This is a genomic window from Terrimonas alba, from assembly GCF_042434975.1.
GTDB classification, from domain to species: Bacteria; Bacteroidota; Bacteroidia; order Chitinophagales; family Chitinophagaceae; genus Terrimonas_B; species Terrimonas_B alba.
Genome location: NZ_JBHMQM010000001.1, coordinates 482,699 through 504,916, shown reverse-complemented (window position 1 = coordinate 504,916; position 22,218 = coordinate 482,699). Strand labels below are relative to the sequence as shown.

Genomic DNA, 22,218 nt, shown 5'->3' with positions numbered 1-22,218 from the left:
TAGTTCCCCAAACCTACTTACAAGCAGAGGGGAATTGTTTGTCAATAATCGTTTTGAAGTTGAGATGGAGGCCGGCCCGTTCTTCACCCAATAAATTTTTGACAAACACAAGATAGGCATAGCCCCTGCAAAAATCGATCATCGGCCAGGTACCAAACAAGCCAGGGCTTGATAAGGCTTCAGCGTTGCCATTTTTCTCTTCGATTACCCAACTGCCTAAAGCATAGTTGTAGCCCGTGGCGGATTTCGGTGCATATTTTATTTGCTCCGGTTTTGTTTGCACCTGCATAAGCTGGTTTACGGCGTCTTCGCTTAATATTTGTTTACCGGCGTATTTCCCTTTATTCATCAGCATCACCAAAAACTTCATATAATCTTCAGGTGTGGAAGTAGCACCACCCGAAGGGTTGATTGCACTGGCATCTGCCGTGGTAAAACTTGTCCTTCGCATCGTCATCGGGTTGAATAGTTTTTGCTTGATCAGCACGTCAAATTTTTTCTTGCTAATCACTTCCAGCACCCGGCCAGCGATATTTAAGCCAATATTGCCATACCAAAAATCAGTGCCGGGATTGGTGCGGATCTCACGGGCTGCAAAGCTGTTCACTTCTTCTTCCAGCGATGCAAATTTTTTACGCTGAAACATTTTTTTCAAAAAACCACCTTCGTCTTCTATGCCGGTAAAATGCGACAGGCAATGGCGAATGGTGATATAATTTTTGCCATATCGTTCAAACTCAGGTATCCACCGGCTGATCTTATCATCAAGGGTTAGCTTTCCTTCATCAACAAACTGCATTACCAATGCGGCTGTCAGCCATTTACTGCAACTGGCAATCGGTGCAGCCGTTTTACTGTTAAATTCACCAATCTCCTTTTTATAAATAAGGGTGTCATCCTTTTTCCAAAGCATCACCACAAAGTCTTTTCCTAATGTTTTCTGGTTGGCTAAAATATCTTGTTCGAGGTCCGAAAAATTATACTGGGAATAACTGGTCTGTAATAGTAGCAGAAAACCAGCTAGGAGACTGCTTTTCAGGCAGATTGAATGGAATTTGTATGACATTATTACGCAATTTTTGGCTTGGATTATGTTTTGAGAAATAGGTTTAATGTATTTGAACTAATTGCGTTCGCACATTAGCATATTTTCAAACCGCCTGCCGGCTGGCAGGTCAGCACATTAATAATATGAACTTAGGAAATTTTACCATAAAAGCCGCTGAAGCCTTTCAACAGGCACAGCAATTAGCTTTTAATTCACAAAACCCCAATATCGAGACAGAACATATTCTGAAAGCATTGCTCGATCAGGAAGATTCTCCTGTCGAATACCTTTTGAAAAAGAATAATGTTACGCTCAATTTGGTGGATGCAAAACTGGAAGAGTTAATCAATAAACTGCCGAAGACATCAGGCGAGCCGGCACAACAAATAAGCCGTGAAGCCAACAGTGTTGTTTTAAGAGCAGGTGCGTCATTGAAGCAATTCAATGATGAATTTATTACCCCCGAGCACCTGGTTTTATCCATTGTTCAGGGAAATGATTCCACAGCCAAATTGTTGAAGAACGCAGGGCTTACTGAGAAAGGACTGATTTCGGCGATCAAAGAATTGCGTAAGGGTGGCACTGTTACTTCGCAAACCCAATCGCAGGAGTTCAATGCGCTGAATAAATATGCCAAGAACCTGAATGAAATGGCCCGCGAAGGAAAGCTCGATCCTGTTATTGGGCGTGATGAAGAAATAAGAAGGACGCTACATATACTTTCACGCCGTACCAAAAATAATCCCATATTGGTGGGTGAGCCGGGCGTTGGTAAAACAGCTATTGCCGAAGGTATAGCCCACCGTATCGTTAACGGTGATGTGCCGGAGAACTTGAAATCAAAGATCATTTATGCGTTGGATATGGGCCTATTGATCGCCGGTGCGAAGTATAAAGGTGAGTTTGAAGAGCGGTTGAAGGCGGTAGTAAAAGAAGTAGCCGGCAGCGATGGGGAGATCATTCTTTTTATCGACGAGATACATACCCTGGTTGGTGCCGGTGGTGGTGAAGGAGCTATGGATGCTGCTAATATTTTGAAGCCGGCACTGGCAAGAGGAGAATTGAGAGCGGTGGGTGCAACAACATTAAACGAGTACCAGAAATTTTTTGAAAAGGATAAAGCTCTTGAGAGACGTTTTCAGAAAATAACGATAGATGAGCCAAGCGTAGAAGATGCAATCTCTATTCTTCGGGGTCTCAAAGATCGCTATGAAACGCATCACCATGTCCGCATCAAAGATGAAGCTATTATAGCGGCCGTCGAGTTATCGAACCGCTATATTACAGATCGCTTTTTACCCGATAAAGCTATCGACCTGATTGATGAAAGTGCGGCCAAACTTCGCCTGGAAATGAATTCCATGCCGGAAGAATTGGATAGACTGGAAAGACAAATACGCCAGTTGGAGATTGAAAGAGAAGCGATCAAAAGGGAGAATGATGAAACGAAGTTAAAGGAGCTCAACACCAACATTGCAAACCTGGCGGTTGAGAGAGATACATTCAAAGCTAAATGGAAGGAAGAAAAAGAAATTGTGGAAAAAGTGCAGGATGCCAAGGCGCAGGTCGAAAAATTAAAAATTGAAGCTGAGCAGGCGGAACGCAACGGTGACTACGGAAAGGTGGCAGAGATTCGTTATGGCAAAATAAAAGAGCAGGAAAAACTGATTAGTGATTATTCGGCTAAGCTGGCCGCGATGAGCGAAAATTCGAGGATCATGAAAGAGGAGGTCGATGCCGAAGATATAGCGGAAAATATTGCAAAGGCAACCGGCATTCCGGTTACAAAAATGTTGCAGAGTGACAAGGAGAAATTACTGAACCTGGAGGATCATTTGCACGAAAGAGTGGTGGGCCAGGATGAAGCCATTACAGCAGTAGCCGATGCTATCAGGCGCAGCCGGGCAGGCTTGCATGATCCGAAGAAGCCGATCGGTTCATTCATTTTCCTGGGTACAACCGGCGTGGGTAAAACAGAATTGGCCAAGGCATTGGCAGAATACCTGTTTGATGATGAAAGCATGATGACCCGTATCGATATGAGTGAGTACCAGGAAAAACATACTGTGTCAAGGCTGGTGGGTGCACCTCCCGGATATGTAGGTTACGATGAAGGTGGTCAGTTAACTGAAGCAGTCCGCCGCAAACCTTACAGTGTAGTGTTGCTCGACGAAATTGAGAAAGCCCATCCCGATGTGTGGAATGTGTTACTACAGGTATTGGATGATGGTCGCCTGACAGACAATAAAGGCAGGGTAGTGAATTTTAAAAACACTATCATCATTATGACAAGCAATATCGGTAGTCATATCATCCAGGAAGCATTTGAGAATATAAAAGAAAATGCGATTGAGGAAGCGGCTGAAAAGGCAAAAGTGGAAGTGATGAATCTGTTAAGACAAACCATCAGACCCGAGTTTCTAAACAGGGTAGATGAGATCATTATGTTCCAACCGTTGTTGAAAAAGGAAATACGATCAATCGTCAATATTCAATTGAACAATCTCAGGAAACTAGTGGCGGAAAGTGGGATCAGGCTGGAGTTTACCGATTATGCATTGGATTTCCTCGCAGAACAGGGCTTCGATCCGCAGTTTGGCGCCAGGCCATTGAAAAGATTGATTCAAAAAGAAATTGTGAATAAGCTGAGTAAACGAATTTTGGCAGGAGACATTCAAAAAGATCAGCCAGTTCTGGTAGATGTATTTGACAACAACGTGGTTTTCCGGAATGAATCGCCACAATTAGAAAAACAAGGCAGAAAAAAATAAGGAAAAACCCCGGCGAAAGTCGGGGTTTTCATTTCTCCGTTATGTGGAATGGTTTGGTTTTTGTACTCATTGCTCATATTAAATGTTATGAAACCGATGCGGCATACTTTTTTTATTATTTTTACGTTACACACTTGCGATAGATTTAATACCTTATCAAAACAAGCATTATGAGTTATCCAGTATCCACACCCTCTACGGAAAACGGTCGTCCCTACACCCGTTATGTAATCCTTAGCTTATCATTAGTATTGGTTGTTGCCTTGGCTTTTGGCGGATACAGAATTGTTTTCAACTCTTCGGCGACGCCGGGCGGAAACCCAACTAATAATTCGGCCACTGCTGCAGCTACGCCTCTTGAGAAAAAGGAGGAAGTTGCAAAACCTGTCATTGCCTCTCCTGAAGAGTATGATCGTAAAATTCAGCACATCGTTAACGGAGACTCTTCCGGCAAATGGCCCGTAAAAAAAGATTATCCGCTCGAAGGATCAATTTTTCCTTTTAAAAGGATCATTGCTTTTTATGGCAACCTGTATTCAAAACAAATGGGAATTTTGGGAGAACTTCCACGTCAGCAAATGCTTGCCAAGTTGAAAGAAGAGGTAGCTGCCTGGCAAAAAGCAGACACGGCTTTGGAAGTAGTGCCTGCTCTTCACTATATAGCTGTAACAGCGCAGCAGGCTCCCGGAAAAGGTAATAAGTATCGCCTGAGAATGCCATTTCACCAGATAGATTCCGTGTTGAGCATGGCAAAAGAAATTAATGCACTTGTATTTATTGATGTACAGGTAGGGCACAGCACTTTACAACAAGAACTTCCCGAATTGGAGAAATACCTGAGAATGCCGAATGTACACCTGGGTATCGATCCCGAGTTTTCAATGAAAGCCGGTCATGCTCCTGGTAAGATTGTAGGTACATTCGACGCTGCAGATATTAATTATGCCACCGAATATTTGGCTAAGCTGGTAAAAGAAAATAATCTCACTCCAAAAGTTTTTGTGATTCATCGGTTCACTCAAAACGGTGTTACCAACTACAAACAAATAAAACTCAGACCCGAAGTACAAGTGGTAATGGATATGGATGGTTGGGGACATCCGCCCTTGAAAATTGGTACCTATAAAAACTTTATACACAAAGAACCCGTTGAATATACCGGCTTCAAATTATTTTATAAGAATGATTTAAAAAATAATGGCCGCTTGTTGACTCCCCGCGAAGTACTTGCTTTAAAACCGCAGCCGGTTTATATACAATACCAGTAAAAACGAAGTAAGATTCAAACTTTTTGGAATAGCTCGTTGCAATTGTTGTGACAAGCTATTCTACTTTATCCATATAACATTTTCTGCACCTGGGCTCATACACGTCTTTAGCGCCCAGCATCACCTGGTCTTCGTTAGGAATTTTACGGTAAGAATAATTAGCGATATGCCCGCATTTTACACATATCGCATGTAGCTTGGTCACATAATCAGCTTTGGCCATGATAAATGGCATTTGGCCAAAAGGCTTACCGGTATAGTCCATATCCAGCCCCGCAACAATCACCCGCATGCCCCTGTATGCCAGCTGATCACATACGTTGGGTAGTTCATTGTCAAAAAACTGGGCCTCATCAATTCCTATAACATCCACATCCTGCGCCAATAATAATATCTTTTGTGAGTTATCGATGGGTGTAGACTGGATTTCATTGGTGTCATGTGATATGATCCTTACCTCATCATACCGGGTATCTAAGGCAGGTTTAAATATCTCAACTTTAAGATTAGCGATCTTTACTCTTTTGAGTCTACGGATCAATTCTTCCGTTTTTCCGCTAAACATAGATCCGCATATCACTTCTATCCAACCGCGGCGTTCACCACGTATATTGGGTTCAATAAACATTGTTAAGATTAATTTTCTGGATTCGTAATCAATTTATTGGCAAACTGTTTGTAATTTTAAAACATTGGTTTGGTGGATCAGAACAGACTGCACGTACCGTTTTGGGAATTTGTTAGGAGTATCTGCGAAATCAATTTTTAATCCTTTATTCCAGCGATCAAAAGTAGCAAAATGGAACGAATAGAAATTTTGATATCCAAATTGAACGATCAATTAAAGCAAAAAGCCGCCCCGGAACACATGCTTTTTACTGTTCAACTTTTACAAAACGAGCTGATGGCTCAAAACCAGGCGGGAAAAACATTGGGCACTTCGAAAGTTTCTGTCGTTTTACCATCAGTTATGAATATCGATGCTTCTCAATATGAAAAATATGCTCCCAAACCTGTGGAGCAACCAAAGGAAGTAAAAGAAAAAGAAAAGGTGTTAATTGAAAAGGAATCTGTTTCAATCGTACAGGAAAATGGCCAGTTGGATATGGTATTTGATCCAATGATCGAAATTCCCACTCTTAGTCATCAATTAAAAGAAAAGCAGGCAGAATCGCTGAATGATAAACTAAAGCAGTCAAAAACTGAACTGGTAGAAGTATTAAAGGAAACTCCTATCAAAGATCTCCGCAAGGCAATTGGCATTAACGACAGGTTTGTATTCATTAATGATCTCTTCCGTGGTGATGAAGTGATGTACGAACGCAGTATAAAAACAATTAATAGTTTTAATATTTATCCGGAAGCTGAATATTGGATAAGCCGGGAATTAAAAACGAAGTTGGGCTGGGATATCGATCTGCCCATTGTAGCACAGTTCGATCAATTGGTTAAAAGGCGTTTTTCCTGAATGTAGTTCAGAATTCTTTCTGCAGCTCCCCTGTTGGCGTACACATACTCCTTTGATTTTTCACAAGCTTTATTATACGTTATTTCGTCGTGCATAAATGCTTCAATTGCCCTAACACCTTCTTTTGGGTCGTTAATGCTTATTGCACCGCCTGCCGTTATTAAGTCAATTGCTTCATTGAATTTTTTATAATTTGGTCCAAATAAAACGGGGCTGCCATATACAGCTGCTTCGAGGGTGTTGTGTATTCCTTTTCCAAAGCCACCCCCGATATAACTGATGGTCGCATATTTATACAGCCGGGATAGCATCCCGATATTATCTATTATAAGAATATTGCCGGTTGATGGTAAAGAATCAGGTTGGTTACCCGCCACCAGTTGTGAAAATAAAAGCGACCCGGGAAATAATTGTTGAAGCTGGGAAAGATGCTCTTTATTTATTTCATGTGGTGCGATTATCAATTGTAGCGAAGCGGAGTCGTGCAGGGCCAGCAATGATCTTTGTAACAGCTCCTCATCGGCCGGCCAGGTGCTTCCGGCAACAATTGTTTTTTTACCGTGTTCAACAAATTTTTCGATAGCAGGGATTGACAGGAAGTTTTCGGCAATTTGTATTACCCGGTCAAAACGGGTGTCACCTGCTATTGTGCTTTTCCCGTCAAGCTTTATAGAAGCCAGCATTTTATGAGATGACTCATTTTGTACAAACAACTGATCGAAGAATGATAGCATTTTTCGGTGCAGGCCCCCATACCATTTAAAGAATATAGAGCTTTCACGGAACAATGCGGAGATAAGTAGGAGTGGAATTTTTTGATGATTAATTTGTTTCAAATAATAATACCAAAACTCATATTTCACGAATATGACAAGTGATGGCCTTACTATTTCAAGGAAAATTTTTGCATTATAAGCGGAATCCATCGGTAAATAAAACACCCAATCTGCCTTTTCATAATTTTTTCTGATTTCATACCCCGAAGGAGAGAAAAATGTTAAAACTAATTTGTAATTTGGATAATCGACTTTAAGTCGTTCGATAATTGGCCTACCTTGTTCAAATTCCCCTAATGAAGCGCAATGTACCCAAATGACTTTTGATTGCTGGTCAGCCATTTCGGTTGTCAATTTTTCCCATATGTTTTGCCTGCCTGTGACCCATTTTCTGGCCTTGGAGCTGAAAATAGCGGCCAGCCTGATCCCTGTACCATAGAGAAATAAAAAAATATTGTAAAAAACTAATCCCAAATCCCTGATTTTATTGATTATGAGTTGGTCGCAAATGTAAAGTCAAACTAGGAAACTATCTGTATTTTACTATTTTTGCGCCGCTACAAATTGAAAGGTCAGATTGGGCAAAGATATGTGTGTCATTAAGTTCCATGGTTTTCATACCCGATGGCTTTTCTAAAAAAACAGCAGGATATAATATACCCGCCTATGCGTCCAATACAAATGGTGGATACTAAAACGCAGTATCATAAAATTAAGACAGCAGTTGATGAAGCCGTATTGCAGGTGATGGAAAGTTCGGCGTTCATCAACGGGAAACCGGTTCATGATTTTGCGACTAATCTTTCAGCTTACCTGGGGGTCAAACATTCAATTCCCTGTGCCAACGGAACGGACGCATTGCAAATAGCGATGATGGCTTTGGATCTGCAGCCGGGGGATGAAGTGATCACTCCCTCTTTTACTTATATAGCCACCACAGAGGTAATTGCCTTACTACGGTTAACACCTGTTTTTGCAGAGGTTGATCCTAAAACTTTTTGCATCGATCCGGTTGAATTGGAAAAGGTCATTACACCCAGAACCAAGGCTATAGTTCCCGTTCATTTATATGGCCAGTCGGCTCCTATGGAAGAAATAATGGCCATTGCAAAAAGACATAACCTCTACGTAATTGAGGACAATGCCCAGGCCATAGGTTGTGACTATACTTTCTCGGATGGAACAAAGAGAAAGACGGGAACTATCGGTCACATCGGGGCCACCTCTTTTTATCCTTCTAAAAATCTTGGGGCTTTTGGAGATGGCGGCGCTATTTTCACTGATGATGATACCCTGGCCGAAAAGCTGAGAATGATTGCAAATCATGGTCAGAGCAGGCGATACTATCACGATGTGGTTGGATGTAATAGTCGATTGGATACTATACAAGCGGCCATATTGGACATTAAGCTAAAGCATTTGGATGTGTATAATACAGCACGCAGAAAAGCTGCTGATTTTTATGATAAGGCTTTTGCGGGAAACGCAAAAATTACGACTCCATATCGGGCTGGCTATTCCGATCATGTATTTCACCAGTATACTTTATTGCTTGAGGATGGAAGCCGTACTGCTGAAATAAGAGCAGGGCTGGTCGAATTCCTGGCAACACATAAAATTCCCTCCATGATTTACTACCCGGTTCCGGGTCACCGGCAAAAAATGTTTGATCATTTTAAAACCGGATCACAATCGATGCCGGTCACTGACTGGCTTACCGAACGGGTATTTTCCTTGCCAATTCACACGGAACTTGATGATGAACAGTTAGCGTTTATCGTTTCAAAAGTATTGGAGTATTTAGAATAATTTTCAATTAAAATTTTAAACAATAACATCCATGAAAATTGCAGTAATAGGAACAGGTTATGTAGGATTAGTAACGGGAACCTGTTTTTCCGAGACAGGTAATACCGTAACATGTGTGGATATAGATGAGGCAAAAGTTAACAAACTCCGGAATGGAGAAATAACTATTTATGAGCCGGGGTTGGAAAAGATCTTTCTTCGCAATCTTAAAGAAGAAAGACTTTTGTTTACCACTAATCTTGAGGAAGGGGTAAAAGATGCATCTATTATTTTCCTTGCCTTACCAACACCCCCGGGTGAAGATGGTTCTGCCGATCTAAGATATGTTTTAGGTGTAGCCGCTGAATTGGGCAAAATATTAAGGCCAGATGATTACAAGGTTATTGTTGATAAAAGCACCGTACCGGTGGGTACCGCGGAAAAGGTAAGAGCCGCTGTAATTAAAACCGGATCAGAGAGTATAGCCGATGCTTTTGATGTAGTATCAAATCCTGAGTTTTTACGGGAGGGTGTAGCCGTTGACGATTTTATGAAGCCAGACCGGGTGGTGATAGGTACGCATTCTGAGAGAGCCAAAAAATTAATGGGAGATCTGTATGCTCCTTTTGTGCGTCAGGGTAACCCGGTTATTTTTATGGATGAGCGTTCCGCTGAGCTAACAAAATATGCCGCCAATTCCTTTCTTGCTGCCAAAATATCTTTCATGAATGAAATAGCGAAATTATGTGAGTTGCTGGGGGCAGATGTAGACATGGTTCGCCGGGGGATTGGAAGTGATGAAAGAATCGGTAAGCGTTTTTTATTCCCCGGGATTGGCTATGGTGGAAGTTGCTTTCCAAAGGATGTGCAGGCCCTGGTGAAATCCGCAAATGAAGTGAAATACGATTTTAAAATACTGAATGCGGTAATGGATGTAAATGAAGCACAGAAGCTTCATTTAATTCCAAAGATTAAAAAATACTTTAATGATGACCTAAAGGGCAAGCATTTTGCGTTGTGGGGGCTGGCTTTCAAACCAAATACTGATGACATTCGGGAGGCACCGGCTTTGTATATGATCAATGCATTAATAGCAGAAGGTGCAACTGTTTGCGCCTTTGATCCTGAGGCAATGAAAAATGTAAAACAGGTATTGGGAGATAAAATTGAGTATGCCGAAAATCAATATGCAGCCTTGAAAAAAGCCGATGCATTGATCATTGCTACAGAGTGGAATGAATTTCGCACTCCTGATTTTCTAAAAATTGTTTCCAGTCTTAAAAACAAAGCCATATTCGATGGACGTAATCTTTTTGATGTGGCTGCCGTTCGTGATTTAGGCTTCCATTATGAAAGTGTTGGCCGGGCATATGTGAATCGATAGTATTTAAAATGGTTCAACATATTTGTTTTCCTTATTCCAAAAAAAACTGCTTTAATCATGGTAATTCAAGGTGAAATGAGTCAGCAAAAATCTTCCGGAAGAGTTTTGATCACCGGCGCAGCCGGTTTTTTAGGGTCGCATTTATGCGACCGCTTCATAAAAGAAGGATACAAAGTGATCGGGATGGATAACCTGATAACCGGTGATTTAAAAAATATTGAACACCTTTTTAAGCTTGAACATTTTGAATTTTATCATCATGATGTGACCAAATTTATTCATATTCCGGGTGACCTTGACTATATCCTGCACTTTGCTTCTCCGGCCAGTCCTATCGATTATTTAAAAATTCCCATTCAGACCCTGAAAGTAGGAGCAATGGGTACGCATAATTGCCTGGGATTGGCGAAAGCAAAAAAGGCAAGAATATTAGTAGCTAGCACAAGCGAGGTATATGGTGATCCTCTTGTGCATCCACAAACCGAAGAATATTGGGGCAATGTAAATCCGGTGGGTCCGCGGGGAGTTTATGATGAGGCCAAGCGTTACATGGAATCTATTACCATGGCTTATCATACTTTTCATAATGTTGATACCAGGATAATCCGCATCTTCAATACCTATGGCCCGCGGATGCGGCTGAATGATGGACGGGCTTTACCGGCATTTATTGGACAAGCATTAAGGGGGGAATCCTTAACAGTTTTTGGTGATGGTTCGCAAACAAGAAGCTTCTGTTATGTAGATGACCTTGTCGATGGGATCTATCGTTTGTTGTTAAGCGATTATCATTTGCCGGTAAATATTGGAAATCCCAATGAAATATCACTAAAAGACTTTGCCGAGGAGGTGCTCGCATTGACCGGAAATTCAGTAAAGATCACTTACAAACCGCTACCCGTGGATGATCCGAAACAAAGACAGCCCGATATTACCAAGGCCCGAAAGATTCTTGGTTGGGAGCCAAAGGTGAACAGGAAGGAAGGATTAAAGATGACCTATGATTATTTTAAATCTTTACCAAAAGAGGAGTGGAGCAAACAGCCGAAAGAATTTGTGAGCATTAAATAAAATCAATCTGACAATGAACCGCGATGCGTATTTTTAAACCTTAAACTTTATAATTTAAAACATTTTCATGTATCAGGAACTAATTGAAAAAAAGGCAAAATTGGCTGTAATAGGTTTGGGATACGTAGGGTTACCGATAGCATTAGAGTTTGCAAAAAAAATATCAGTGATCGGTTTTGACATCAATGCCAAACGTGTGGAAATGATGAAACAGGGTATTGATCCGAGCAACGAGTTGGAAAAAGAAGCCTTTGATGGCTGTGATATTGTTTTCACAAACTCGTTGGATGTTTTGAGAGAAGCGAAGTTTTTTATTGTAGCCGTACCTACACCCGTTGATGAACACCATGTGCCCGATCTTGTTCCGGTGCAAAGAGCTTCTGAAACAATAGGTAAGGTAGTTAAGAAAGGGGATTATGTAGTCTTCGAATCAACAGTATATCCGGGATGTACAGAAGAAGATTGTTTACCAATCATTGAAGAATTATCCGGGTTAAAAAATATCGTGGATTTCAAATTAGGATACTCTCCTGAAAGAATCAATCCCGGTGATAAACAACACACATTGGCAAGCATTGTGAAAGTGGTTTCAGGATGTGATGACGAATCATTGGAAGAGATTGCGAAGACCTATGAGTTGGTAGTAAAAGCAGGGGTCCACAGAGCTTCTTGTATCAAGGTGGCAGAGGCGGCTAAAATTATCGAAAATACCCAGCGGGATTTGAACATAGCTCTGATGAATGAATTGTCAATCATTTTCGACAGAATGGATATCAACACCTTTGAAGTATTGGAAGCTGCGGGAACAAAATGGAATTTCTTAAAATTCCAGCCCGGTCTGGTAGGTGGACACTGTATTGGAGTTGATCCTTATTATCTCACGCATAAAGCAAATGAACTGGGATATAAATCACAGGTAATTCTTGCCGGCCGCACTATCAATGATGATATGGCTAACTATGTAGCCCGCAAAACAGTGCAACATATCATTAAAACGGTAGGCGATGTAAAGTCAGCTAAGGTTTTGGTTAAAGGGGCTACCTTCAAAGAAAACGTAAGCGATATCCGTAATTCTAAAGTGGCCGATGTGGTAAAAGCATTGAAGGCATTTTATGTAAATGTGGATGTAGAAGATCCACACGCTGATTCGGAAGAACTGGAGCATGAATATGGTTTTGGCCTTACTGAAGAGATAGGCAAAGAATATGACGCCGTAATCGTTGCCGTCCCGCACAATCATTACGTAAACCTGGACGACGATTATTTCTCCGGCATTACTAAGCCTCATGCACTGGTCGCAGACCTGAAAGGAATTTATCGTAATAAAATCAACAATAGAAAATACTGGAGTTTATAGTATGCCATTTATAACAACCGACATCACCGGGTTGCTTGTGTTTGAACCAAAAATTTTTGAAGACAGCCGGGGTTATTTTTTCGAATCCTATAATGAAAAAACGTTTCAACAGCAGGGAGTCAATATCCGGTTTATCCAGGACAATCAATCATCATCTTCCTATGGCGTGATACGTGGCTTGCATTACCAGCTAAATCCACATGCACAAGCCAAGTTGATTCGTGTGCTGCAGGGCAGAATCCTGGATGTGGCGGTAGATATAAGAAAGGGTTCTCCCACCTACGGAAAGCATTTCGATATAGAGCTATCTGCGGAGAATAAAAAGCAATTATTAATACCCCAGGGATTTGCACATGGATTTTCTGTGCTGAGTGAGAAGGCAGAGGTGCTCTATAAGTGCGATGCATTTTATCACAAGGAAAGCGAAGGTGGTATCCGTTTTGATGATCCTGCATTAAATATTAATTGGCAGATACCTGCCGATAAAGCTATTGTATCGGATAAAGACCTGGTGTTACCATTCCTGGCAGAAAGTCAATCCAATTTTACATTTGAGCAGTAACAGTATGCGTAAAAAAATACTAGTGACAGGAGCTAATGGCCAGGTAGGAGAAGAACTGCACAAATTGGCAAAGTCATACACCAGCTTTGAATTTATTTTTGCCACAAGGAAACGGTTAGCGTTAGATAATCCTGCAAAAATCGGGGAGTATATCTACAATAATAAACCCGATTATCTTATTAACTGTGCGGCTTATACGGCGGTTGACAAAGCGGAATCGGAGGAAGAATTGGCTTATACAATAAATGCGGAAGCTCCCAAAGAGATGGCTATTGCCTGTGAGGCAAACAACATACAATTGGTGCACGTATCCACCGATTATGTATTTGATGGCAAAGGTAACTCTCCCTATAAAGAAGATGATATTACTGACCCGGTAAACCTGTATGGCGATTCAAAGCTTGAAGGAGAAAAAAATATAAGGCAGCATAATCCTTCCGCAATAATCATTCGCACCGCCTGGGTTTATTCAGAGTTTGGAAAGAATTTTGTCAAAACAATGCTGCGATTGATGGCTGAGAAAGACCAGGTGAATGTTGTCAGTGATCAAAGAGGTGCTCCGACCTATGCGGCTGATTTGGCAGAAGCCATTATGAACATCATTTCGAAGGTGGAAATTAGCGGTCATCAAACACCGGGTTATGGCGGCATCTATCATTTCAGCAATGAAGGCAATATTAGCTGGTATGATTTCGCAGTGGCAATAAAAGAATTGACAGGAAGCAACTGTATAGTCAATCCAATTCCTACTTCACAATTTCCAACGCCGGCTAAGAGGCCTTTCTATTCCGTGTTGGACAAGACAAAGATCCAAAATCGTTTTGGCATTGAGATCAAAGATTGGAAGCAAAGCCTTACAATATGCATCGATAGAATCAAACAGAAGCGTTGAGCTAAAACTGCACTATCACTCCTCCGAAATAGTTGCGTAATGGCGAAGGGTTATAATATCTTTTGCCCACTGCATTAATGTCATTTCCCAGGCTATAATGCTCGTCTAAAATATTGTCAGCCCCTGCAAACAACTCTATCGCAATTGAAGAAGTTAGCTTCCCTTTCCACCCCAGTTTGGCTTGCAATAAGTAATATTCTTTAGCATAAGCATCGTTGGCATCATTCAGCGGTAATTTAGACGTATAGTTAAGATTTGCATGTAAATAAAATCCCGGAGATGTAGAAATATCCAACCCGGTTATTGAGTTGTATTTTGGAACGCCTGTCAAAGCATTACCGGAATAATCTGCTGATGCATTAAAATAGTTGGTGAAATTATAATCATTGTACGTAAAGCCGGACCATAACTTTACCAGGTTAAAAAGACCAGAAGTGTTATTGACAATTGCATAACCTGCGTACAATTCCGCTCCCTTTTGCTTAGTGCCTCCGGCATTAACAAAATACTCCGCACCTGCTGCATTTGTTCTTCTCACAATAGCCTGCTTTAATTTAAAATAATAAATGGCAGCATCGTATTGTAAACGGTTATTAACAGTGCTTCCGCGAAAACCCAATTCATAATTCCAGCCAAACTCAGGCTGAAGGGCAGTATAAAAGTTTCCTTCCGATGGCCTGATCTCAGCCAATGTAGCCGGGGAAAATCCTTTGCTTGCCGAAGCATACACTGATAAGTGTTGTTTGAAAGGATATAAGACTGCCATCCGCGGTAAAAATTGCTCATCAAATGTTTTCTTTCTTTTTGCATTATCACTTCCCGTCAGGCGCCGGTACTGGAACGCATATTTATTAGTGCTTGCACCCGCCTGTATCAATAATTTCTTTTTTATCTGCCATTCCAGTTGCGCAAAAGGAAACCATTGGCTCACCCATATCTTGTCTTTATATTGAATGGTATCAGGTACTCCCCTTCTATTCCCATAATTATTAATACCAGCATAGCCATACAACCACTCCATGCCACCAATTACTTGTAAGCTATGGCTGCTGAAATTTGCATTATAGATAAATTTTGTGCGTGCCGCCATGTTGGTTTCATTTCGCTTTTCATAATTGGTAATAAAAGGATTTTTAAAGTTGGTATTCGAAAACGAAACAGAGCTGACATTTGTCCATTGGTGATTGAACGTATGTGTATGGCTTAAGCCACCAAAAAAAGTCTTGTTGTAAATAGCAGCCTTTTGATCTGCGGCGCTGGGTAGGGTAGCCGTAGCCGGTCTTGATTGCCTGGGATTTTGCTCCATTTGTGCCAGCGTCAATCCGCCGGGTGTTTGATAATATAAATCGGCATATAATAACAGCCATTCTGTTTTATCTTTTTCTGAAAATTTGTTTTGGCCATTCCATTGAAAAACATCCCGCCGCAGTTTGCTGTTGTTCCTATAACCGTCGGCTTGTTGATGACTTTGATTAAAGGATGAACTAAATCCATTTTTCCGGTATTTCCATTGTGCCTGCTCTCCCATGGCTCCGTATGAACCTCCATTCAGCTGCAGTCGAAAACGATTTGATTTTGTCTTACCCTTATCATCAACGATTGGTAGTTCATCTGTATGCAGCACCACAACACCTCCGGTGTTAGCTCCATACAAACTACCTCCGGGGCCTTTCAAAATTTCGATGGCGCCAATAGTAACCGGGTCCACCAGGTTTAAATAAGTATTGCCACCGGCATCTGTAAACGGCATATCGTTCCAATAAACTTTTATGTTTCTTACTCCAAATGGTGAACGAAGTAAGCTACCCCGAATATTCAGCCGATAGCTTCCCGGGGATCGCTCTTCCATTTTTACACCCGGAATAGTATTAACGGACGGAAGTAATGTTGTATTAGAAAGTCTTTCGATGTCACGGGCAGTGATATAACCGACTGCAACCGGCGTTTCTGCTAATGAGCGGTTCGATTCATAACCTTTTAATAAAACAGGGGATAATTCTTTGATAGAGTCTTTCTCTATTACAGGATTTTCTGTTTGGGCAAAACTTGTTAGCTGCAACAGTAGCAAGAAAAAGCAGAGTTGGTGTTTCATATTGCATCAAAACTACTTAAACATTGCAAAAAATAGCAAAGAATTAAAGTCATTTAATTGTCGCCGATTTTTATCGGAGATTAATGAGGCTGTATTTTTAGATTGGCGGTAGAATCTTTTTTATATTTAAGTTGACAGTAACCCAGATCAGAGACAGTGCAGGATGGAAGAATAATGATGCAGAGTTATCTTAACGCGGTTAAATTTCAACTTCAAAAACTAAAACTTGCCATGCGAAATCTCTTTTTTTTATTCTCCAGTCTTTTTTTTGTTTCTATTTGCCCGGCCCAATTGAAGGTTCAGAATTTGTTAACTGAAAACCTAAGTAATCCAGTTGGTATCGATTCAAAACAGCCAAGGTTTAGCTGGCAATTGATAAGTGATAAAAGAAATACACTTCAAACGGCTTATGAAATAAAGGTAAGTGTCGATAAAAACGCTGTATGGTCAAGCGGGAAAGTATCATCGGATCAATCTGTACAGGTACCGTACAAGGGAAGTTCATTACAGTCCGCCAAAAAATATCAATGGCAGGTAAGAGTGTGGGATAATAAAGGAAGAGTATCCGGTTGGAGTAACCCAGCTTTTTTTCAGATGGCATTGTTGGATAAAGCAGATTGGAAAGCTAAATGGATAGAAGTTGGATATGCCGAAGATTCCATCAACAGGCCGGCGCAATATTTTCGCAAGCAATTTTCGGCCAATAAAAAGATAACATCCGCTATAGCTTTCATCACTGCCCATGGTATGTATGAAGCTTCAATCAACGGGAAAAGGGTTGGCGATTATTATCTTACTCCCGGTTGGACAAGTTATAATAAACGGTTGCAATACCAGGTGTATGATATCACTCCTTTACTGGAAAGGGGAAAAAATGCTATTGGCATAGTGGTTGGCAACGGATGGTACCGGGGGTTTCTCGCCTGGGAAAATAGTAAAGATATCTATGGTAAAAGGCTTGGCGTGTTGGCTCAATTGCATATCCGTTATGCTGATGGCTCCGAAGAAATAATCAGCACGGACAATAGTTGGAAATCTTCTACCGGGGGTATTCGTTATGCTGAAATTTATCATGGAGAAACCTATGATGCCCGGGAGGAAAAGAAAGGCTGGTCAACCGCAACCTTTAATGATGCTGAATGGTCAGGTGTAAAGGAACAGGCAAGCTCACATGATAATCTTGTCGCCACCTATAATGAACCTGTAAAAAAGCATGAGACTTTTAAAGCGCTAAAAATTTTTACAACTCCAAAGGGAGAGCGGGTCATCGACTTTGGACAAAACCTGGTGGGTTGGGTCATGGTGAAAGGCCGCGGCAAAACAGGTGACAAGATCACCTTGCAACATGCTGAAGTTTTAGATAAAGCAGGAAATTTTTATATCGAAAATCTTCGGGTTGCAAAAGCGACCGCCCGGTATATTTTAAGTGGTAATGGAGAAGAAAATTTTGAACCTCATTTTACTTTTTACGGTTTTCGGTATGTCAAAGTTGTCGACTATCCGGGTGAGTTTAAGCCTGAAGACTTCACCGCGGTTGCCCTTTATTCCGATATGAAACCAACGGGCAGCTTTACTTCTTCGCATCCATTAATCAACCAACTACAGCATAATATTCAATGGGGACAACGGGGTAATTTTCTCGACGTTCCTACAGACTGTCCGCAGCGGGATGAACGACTGGGCTGGACAGGAGATGCACAGGCCTTTTCAAGAACTGCAGCTTTCAATTTTGGGGTCAATAATTTTTTTGCCAAATGGTTGAAAGATGTAGCGGCTGATCAAATTAATGGAAGCGTTCCGTTTGTTGTGCCAAATGTTTTGGGAAGTGGTTCAGCAGGATCGGCTGGTTGGGCTGATGCGGCCACCATCATTCCCTGGAACATGTACCTCGCTTATGGAGATAAAAAGATATTGGAAGATCAATATGAAAGCATGAAGGCCTGGGTAGGTTTTATGGAGAAGAACAGCACGAATTTTTTATGGAATAGAGGGTTTCATTTTGGCGATTGGCTTTTTTATCGTCCTTTTGATGACAATGACGGACGATCTGCTGTAACGGATAAATATCTTATTGCACAATGTTTTTTTGCCCACTCTGCTCAATTACTCGTTAATGCAGCAAAAGTGTTGGGCAAGAGCGAAGATGTTTCAACTTACTCCAACTTATTGCAAAAGGTCAAAGATGCTTTTCTGAAAGAATATGTAACCGGTAACGGCCGCCTCGTATCCAGTACACAAACAGCTTACGTACTCGCTTTGAATTTTGATGTGCTGCCCGAAAACCTGCGGCAGCAGGCAGCGCAACGGCTGGCCGATAATGTAAGAAACTATAATAATCATCTTACCACCGGTTTTTTGGGTACACCTTATTTGTGTCATGTGCTTAGCCGTTTTGGTTACACCGATATTGCTTATAAATTATTACTGCAGGAAGATTATCCTTCATGGTTATATCCTGTAAAAATGGGCGCTACCACTATTTGGGAACGCTGGGATGGAATCAAACCCGACGGTACTTTTCAAACTCCGACGATGAATTCATATAATCACTACGCCTATGGTGCTATTGGCGACTGGATGTACAGAGTAATGGTAGGTTTGGATACACATGAAGAGGGCGTCGGATATAAGCAGATAAAAATAAAACCGCATATCGGCGGTGGATTTACCAATGCTTCTGCATCATTAAAAACTTATTATGGCACCCTTAGCAGCGGATGGAAGGTGGAAGCAGATAAAATAACAATGGATGTGGAAATACCTGCCAATACAACAGCCAGTATTTATATTCCTGCTGCGGATGTTGCAACCACCATGGAAGCTGGCAAAAGCATTTCTTCCTTAAAAGAGATATCAATTGCGGGAAAGGAAGAGGGATATGTTGTGGTAAAATTGGGATCAGGCATATATCATTTTGAAGCATCCAGGCCGGCAGAGGCGAGAGTGAAATTCAATCCGGCTGATTATGTTGGTAATTACAAAGTGGAAGGCAGCACAATCAGCAATATCGAAATAAAGACGCAGAATGATAAACTGGTGGCTGTTGTGATGAATAACAGCGGCGAACTGGAGCCTATAAGAGATACCAAAGATCAATTCACAGGAACAGATGGTTCGACGATTAGTTTTATCCGCGACGATAAAGGGAAAGTGGTAAAGTTAAAATTGGAAGGAGGATGGACGATGTTCGAGGGAGTGAGACAATGATAAATTTTGCGAAGGAACGAAAACGTATCTTTTTGTTAAATAATAAAACTTCATTCATTTCATTATTCCAACATGCGATCGTTAAAATTGACCATTCTCTGGTTTTGTTTGCTATTTGCTGTATCAATGACCGCACAAACTAAGCTGCCGGTACATCCTGAAAAATGGGATGCCTTTTGGATAACTGTTCCAGATGCTCCTGCCAAAACTTACGGTGTTTATTATTTCAGAAAAAAAATTTCATTGCCGGAAAAACCGCAAAGTTTTATCGTTCATGTTTCGGGTGATAACCGATATGCATTAATAATAAATGAAAAACTGGTTTCGCATGGCCCTGCAAGAAACGATCTGAATCACTGGAACTATGAAACAGTTGACCTGGCGCCTTTACTTGCGCAAGGTGATAACGTAATAGCTGCTGTTGTTTGGAATGAAGGTGAGTACCGTCCCGAAGCACAGATATCCAACCGAACAGGTTTCATGTTGCAGGGTAATACAAGCAAAGAAGAAATAGTTAATACAAACAATGGCTGGAAGTGTTTAAAGAATACTGCTTACTCAGCATTGGCCGGTGGCATCGGATATAATACTTATTATGTTGCCGGGCCTGGTGAGTTGATTGATATGCATGCCATGCCCGATGGCTGGATGAAAAGTGATTTTGATGACAATGGCTGGCTTAATGCAACTAAAGTGGGATGGCGCAGCGCCACACCGAAAGGAACAGTTGATATTGCCGACTGGATGCTGGTGCCGTCTCTCTTACCGCAAATGGAATTAACAGCGCAACGTTTTTCCGCTGTAAGAAAGGCTGAAGGTGTTAGTATTCCCAGTGGTTTTCCATCTGTAAAAACTTCACTTACTATTCCGGCCAATACACAAGCCTCTTTTTTACTCGATCAGTCAGTTCTTACCAATGCTTATCCTGAAATGATTTTCAGCAACGGAAACAATGCAGGTATCTCCTTTACTTATGCAGAAGCATTGTTTATTGAAAAGCCTGACGGACCTGGTAAAACAATTCGCAAAGGCAACCGCAATGAAGCGGAAGGAAAGATTATAGCGGGAAGAAAAGATAGTATCATTTCAAACGGAAAAGTCAACCAGCGTTTCAGCACATTGAACTGGCGAACGTTTCGGTATATACTGGTGAGAGTGACAACAAAAGATGAACCGCTGATCATGGAGGATATTTATAGTGTGTTTACCGGGTATCCATTTAGGCTTAATGCAAGGTTTGATGCCAATGATAAAATACTGGATAAGATATTTGAAACAGGCTGGCGTACAGCAAGGCTTTGTGCATGGGAAACTTATATGGATTGTCCTTACTATGAGCAGTTGCAATACATTGGCGATGCAAGAATACAGGCACTGGTTTCATTGTATAACAGCGGTGATGACCGGTTGGTGCGCAATGCCATTACTCAAATGGATCATTCAAGAATGGCTGAAGGTATCACGTTAAGCCGTCATCCTTCTTTTTCGCCACAGCAAATTCCTACTTTTTCTTTATGGTATATTGGTATGGTGCATGACTACTGGATGTATCGTGGTGATAGTATATTTATAAAAGATAAGATGCAAGGCATAAGAGATGTGCTTTGGTTTTTTGGCAAATACCAACAGGCTGATGGTTCATTGCGAAAAGTGCCCTACTGGATATTTACCGATTGGGTAGAAGGAAAAACAGGATGGCCGGGAGGTGTAGGTCCCCTTGGTTCTGATGGCAGTTCTTCTTTATTGGATTTTCAATTGTTATGGGCATTGCAATTGGCAGTGCAACTGGAGTCACAATTAGGTATAAAGGCAATGGCTGATATGTATAAACAAAAAGCTATGCAGCTTCAGCAAACGATACGGCGCAGTTATTGGAATGCAGAGAAAAAACTATTTGCCGACACCCGTGATAAAGATCGCTATTCCCAGCATGCCAATACGCTGGCCATTCTTACCGAAACTGTCACAGGTACTGACGCCACAGAACTTGCCAAAAAGTTATTCAGCGATCGTACACTTTCGCCTGCTTCTATTTATTTCAAATATTATTTGCATAGGGCAGGTGTCAAAGCAGGGTTAGGCAATGATTATTTAAAATGGCTGGATAAATGGAAAGAAAATATTGAATTGGGACTAACGACCTGGGCCGAAATATCAGAAATTGACAATGCCCGTTCTGATTGCCACGCCTGGGGATCCAGTCCGAATATCGAATTTTTCAGAACAGTATTGGGGATTGATAGTCATGCACCCGGTTTTTCACAAGTGAGAATTGAACCGCACCCCGGGTCATTAAAAAATATCAACGGTGAGATACCCCATCCAAATGGACCGTTATCCGTAAGTTATGTGTATAACAAAAAATGGGATATCGAAATCAATCTGCCTCCCCAAACTACCGGCATTTTCGTTTGGAAGGGCAAAACTTTCCGGTTAAAAAGCGGAAAAAATTCCTTTACAATGTTATAGGAAATTGGGCAGGCCGATAGGCGTAGTTTCTAAAGACAGACCATGACAGTTACAACTTGACTGTA

Annotated in this window: 15 protein-coding genes; 11 read left to right on the top strand and 4 right to left on the bottom strand. The window is 41.3% G+C overall.

Features of this window, described 5'->3' with window-relative positions:
* Positions 1-13 precede the first annotated feature (13 nt).
* Entirely contained in the window at positions 14-1,066 is a 1,053-nt protein-coding gene (locus tag ACFEL9_RS02120; protein WP_385885709.1) for a serine hydrolase domain-containing protein, read from the bottom strand.
* 125 nt (positions 1,067-1,191) lie between these two features.
* Here ACFEL9_RS02120 and clpB point away from each other — a divergent pair, with 125 nt between their 5' ends.
* Positions 1,192-3,819: an ATP-dependent chaperone ClpB gene (gene clpB / locus ACFEL9_RS02115; RefSeq protein ID WP_385885708.1), complete on the top strand. Its 2,628-nt coding sequence runs from the start codon at positions 1,192-1,194 to the stop codon at positions 3,817-3,819.
* A 170-nt stretch (positions 3,820-3,989) separates the two neighbouring features.
* The gene (locus ACFEL9_RS02110) at positions 3,990-5,087 is read left to right on the top strand and encodes a hypothetical protein (RefSeq protein WP_385885706.1); all 1,098 of its coding nucleotides are present in this window, start codon (positions 3,990-3,992) and stop codon (positions 5,085-5,087) included.
* 55 nt (positions 5,088-5,142) lie between these two features.
* Here the strand turns inward: ACFEL9_RS02110 and ACFEL9_RS02105 are convergent, their stop codons facing one another.
* The gene (locus ACFEL9_RS02105) at positions 5,143-5,715 is read right to left on the bottom strand and encodes a thymidine kinase (protein WP_385885705.1); all 573 of its coding nucleotides are present in this window, start codon (positions 5,713-5,715) and stop codon (positions 5,143-5,145) included.
* A 171-nt stretch (positions 5,716-5,886) separates the two neighbouring features.
* Here ACFEL9_RS02105 and ACFEL9_RS02100 point away from each other — a divergent pair, with 171 nt between their 5' ends.
* Complete coding sequence (locus tag ACFEL9_RS02100) at positions 5,887-6,555, top strand: DUF8457 domain-containing protein (RefSeq protein ID WP_385885703.1); 669 nt, start codon at positions 5,887-5,889, stop codon at positions 6,553-6,555.
* Here the strand turns inward: ACFEL9_RS02100 and ACFEL9_RS02095 are convergent.
* The gene (locus ACFEL9_RS02095; protein ID WP_385885701.1) at positions 6,528-7,805 is read right to left on the bottom strand and encodes a 3-deoxy-D-manno-octulosonic acid transferase; all 1,278 of its coding nucleotides are present in this window, start codon (positions 7,803-7,805) and stop codon (positions 6,528-6,530) included. The genes ACFEL9_RS02100 and ACFEL9_RS02095 overlap by 28 nt on opposite strands.
* A gap of 192 nt (positions 7,806-7,997) precedes the next feature.
* On the opposite strand from ACFEL9_RS02095, the gene ACFEL9_RS02090 reads away from it, so the two are divergent.
* From ACFEL9_RS02090 to rfbD, 6 genes are all read left to right on the top strand, one after another.
* Positions 7,998-9,140 (top strand): DegT/DnrJ/EryC1/StrS family aminotransferase, encoded by a 1,143-nt coding sequence (locus tag ACFEL9_RS02090; RefSeq protein ID WP_385885699.1) that lies wholly within the window; start codon positions 7,998-8,000, stop codon positions 9,138-9,140.
* Between the two features lie 31 nt (positions 9,141-9,171).
* A complete protein-coding gene (locus ACFEL9_RS02085) occupies positions 9,172-10,503 on the top strand; it encodes a UDP-glucose dehydrogenase family protein (protein ID WP_385885697.1) in 1,332 nt (443 codons plus the stop codon).
* Between the two features lie 57 nt (positions 10,504-10,560).
* The gene (locus ACFEL9_RS02080) at positions 10,561-11,574 is read left to right on the top strand and encodes a UDP-glucuronic acid decarboxylase family protein (RefSeq protein ID WP_385885695.1); all 1,014 of its coding nucleotides are present in this window, start codon (positions 10,561-10,563) and stop codon (positions 11,572-11,574) included.
* Between the two features lie 67 nt (positions 11,575-11,641).
* Positions 11,642-12,931 (top strand): nucleotide sugar dehydrogenase, encoded by a 1,290-nt coding sequence (locus tag ACFEL9_RS02075; protein WP_385885693.1) that lies wholly within the window; start codon positions 11,642-11,644, stop codon positions 12,929-12,931.
* 1 nt (position 12,932) lies between these two features.
* The gene (rfbC, locus tag ACFEL9_RS02070) at positions 12,933-13,493 is read left to right on the top strand and encodes a dTDP-4-dehydrorhamnose 3,5-epimerase (protein ID WP_385885691.1); all 561 of its coding nucleotides are present in this window, start codon (positions 12,933-12,935) and stop codon (positions 13,491-13,493) included.
* A 4-nt stretch (positions 13,494-13,497) separates the two neighbouring features.
* Entirely contained in the window at positions 13,498-14,385 is an 888-nt protein-coding gene (gene rfbD, locus ACFEL9_RS02065; protein WP_385885689.1) for a dTDP-4-dehydrorhamnose reductase, read from the top strand.
* 1 nt (position 14,386) lies between these two features.
* Here rfbD and ACFEL9_RS02060 read toward each other — a convergent pair whose 3' ends face one another.
* Positions 14,387-16,477, bottom strand: a complete 2,091-nt coding sequence (locus tag ACFEL9_RS02060; RefSeq protein ID WP_385885687.1) for a TonB-dependent receptor — start codon at positions 16,475-16,477, stop codon at positions 14,387-14,389.
* Positions 16,478-16,708: 231 nt separating this feature from the next.
* Between ACFEL9_RS02060 and ACFEL9_RS02055 the strand changes: the two genes are divergently transcribed.
* Both ACFEL9_RS02055 and ACFEL9_RS02050 read left to right on the top strand, forming a co-directional pair.
* On the top strand, positions 16,709-19,684 hold the full coding sequence (locus ACFEL9_RS02055) for a family 78 glycoside hydrolase catalytic domain (protein WP_385885685.1): 2,976 nt from the start codon (positions 16,709-16,711) through the stop codon (positions 19,682-19,684).
* Between the two features lie 72 nt (positions 19,685-19,756).
* The gene (locus tag ACFEL9_RS02050; RefSeq protein WP_385885683.1) at positions 19,757-22,153 is read left to right on the top strand and encodes an alpha-L-rhamnosidase-related protein; all 2,397 of its coding nucleotides are present in this window, start codon (positions 19,757-19,759) and stop codon (positions 22,151-22,153) included.
* The last annotated feature ends 65 nt before the right edge of the window (positions 22,154-22,218 follow it).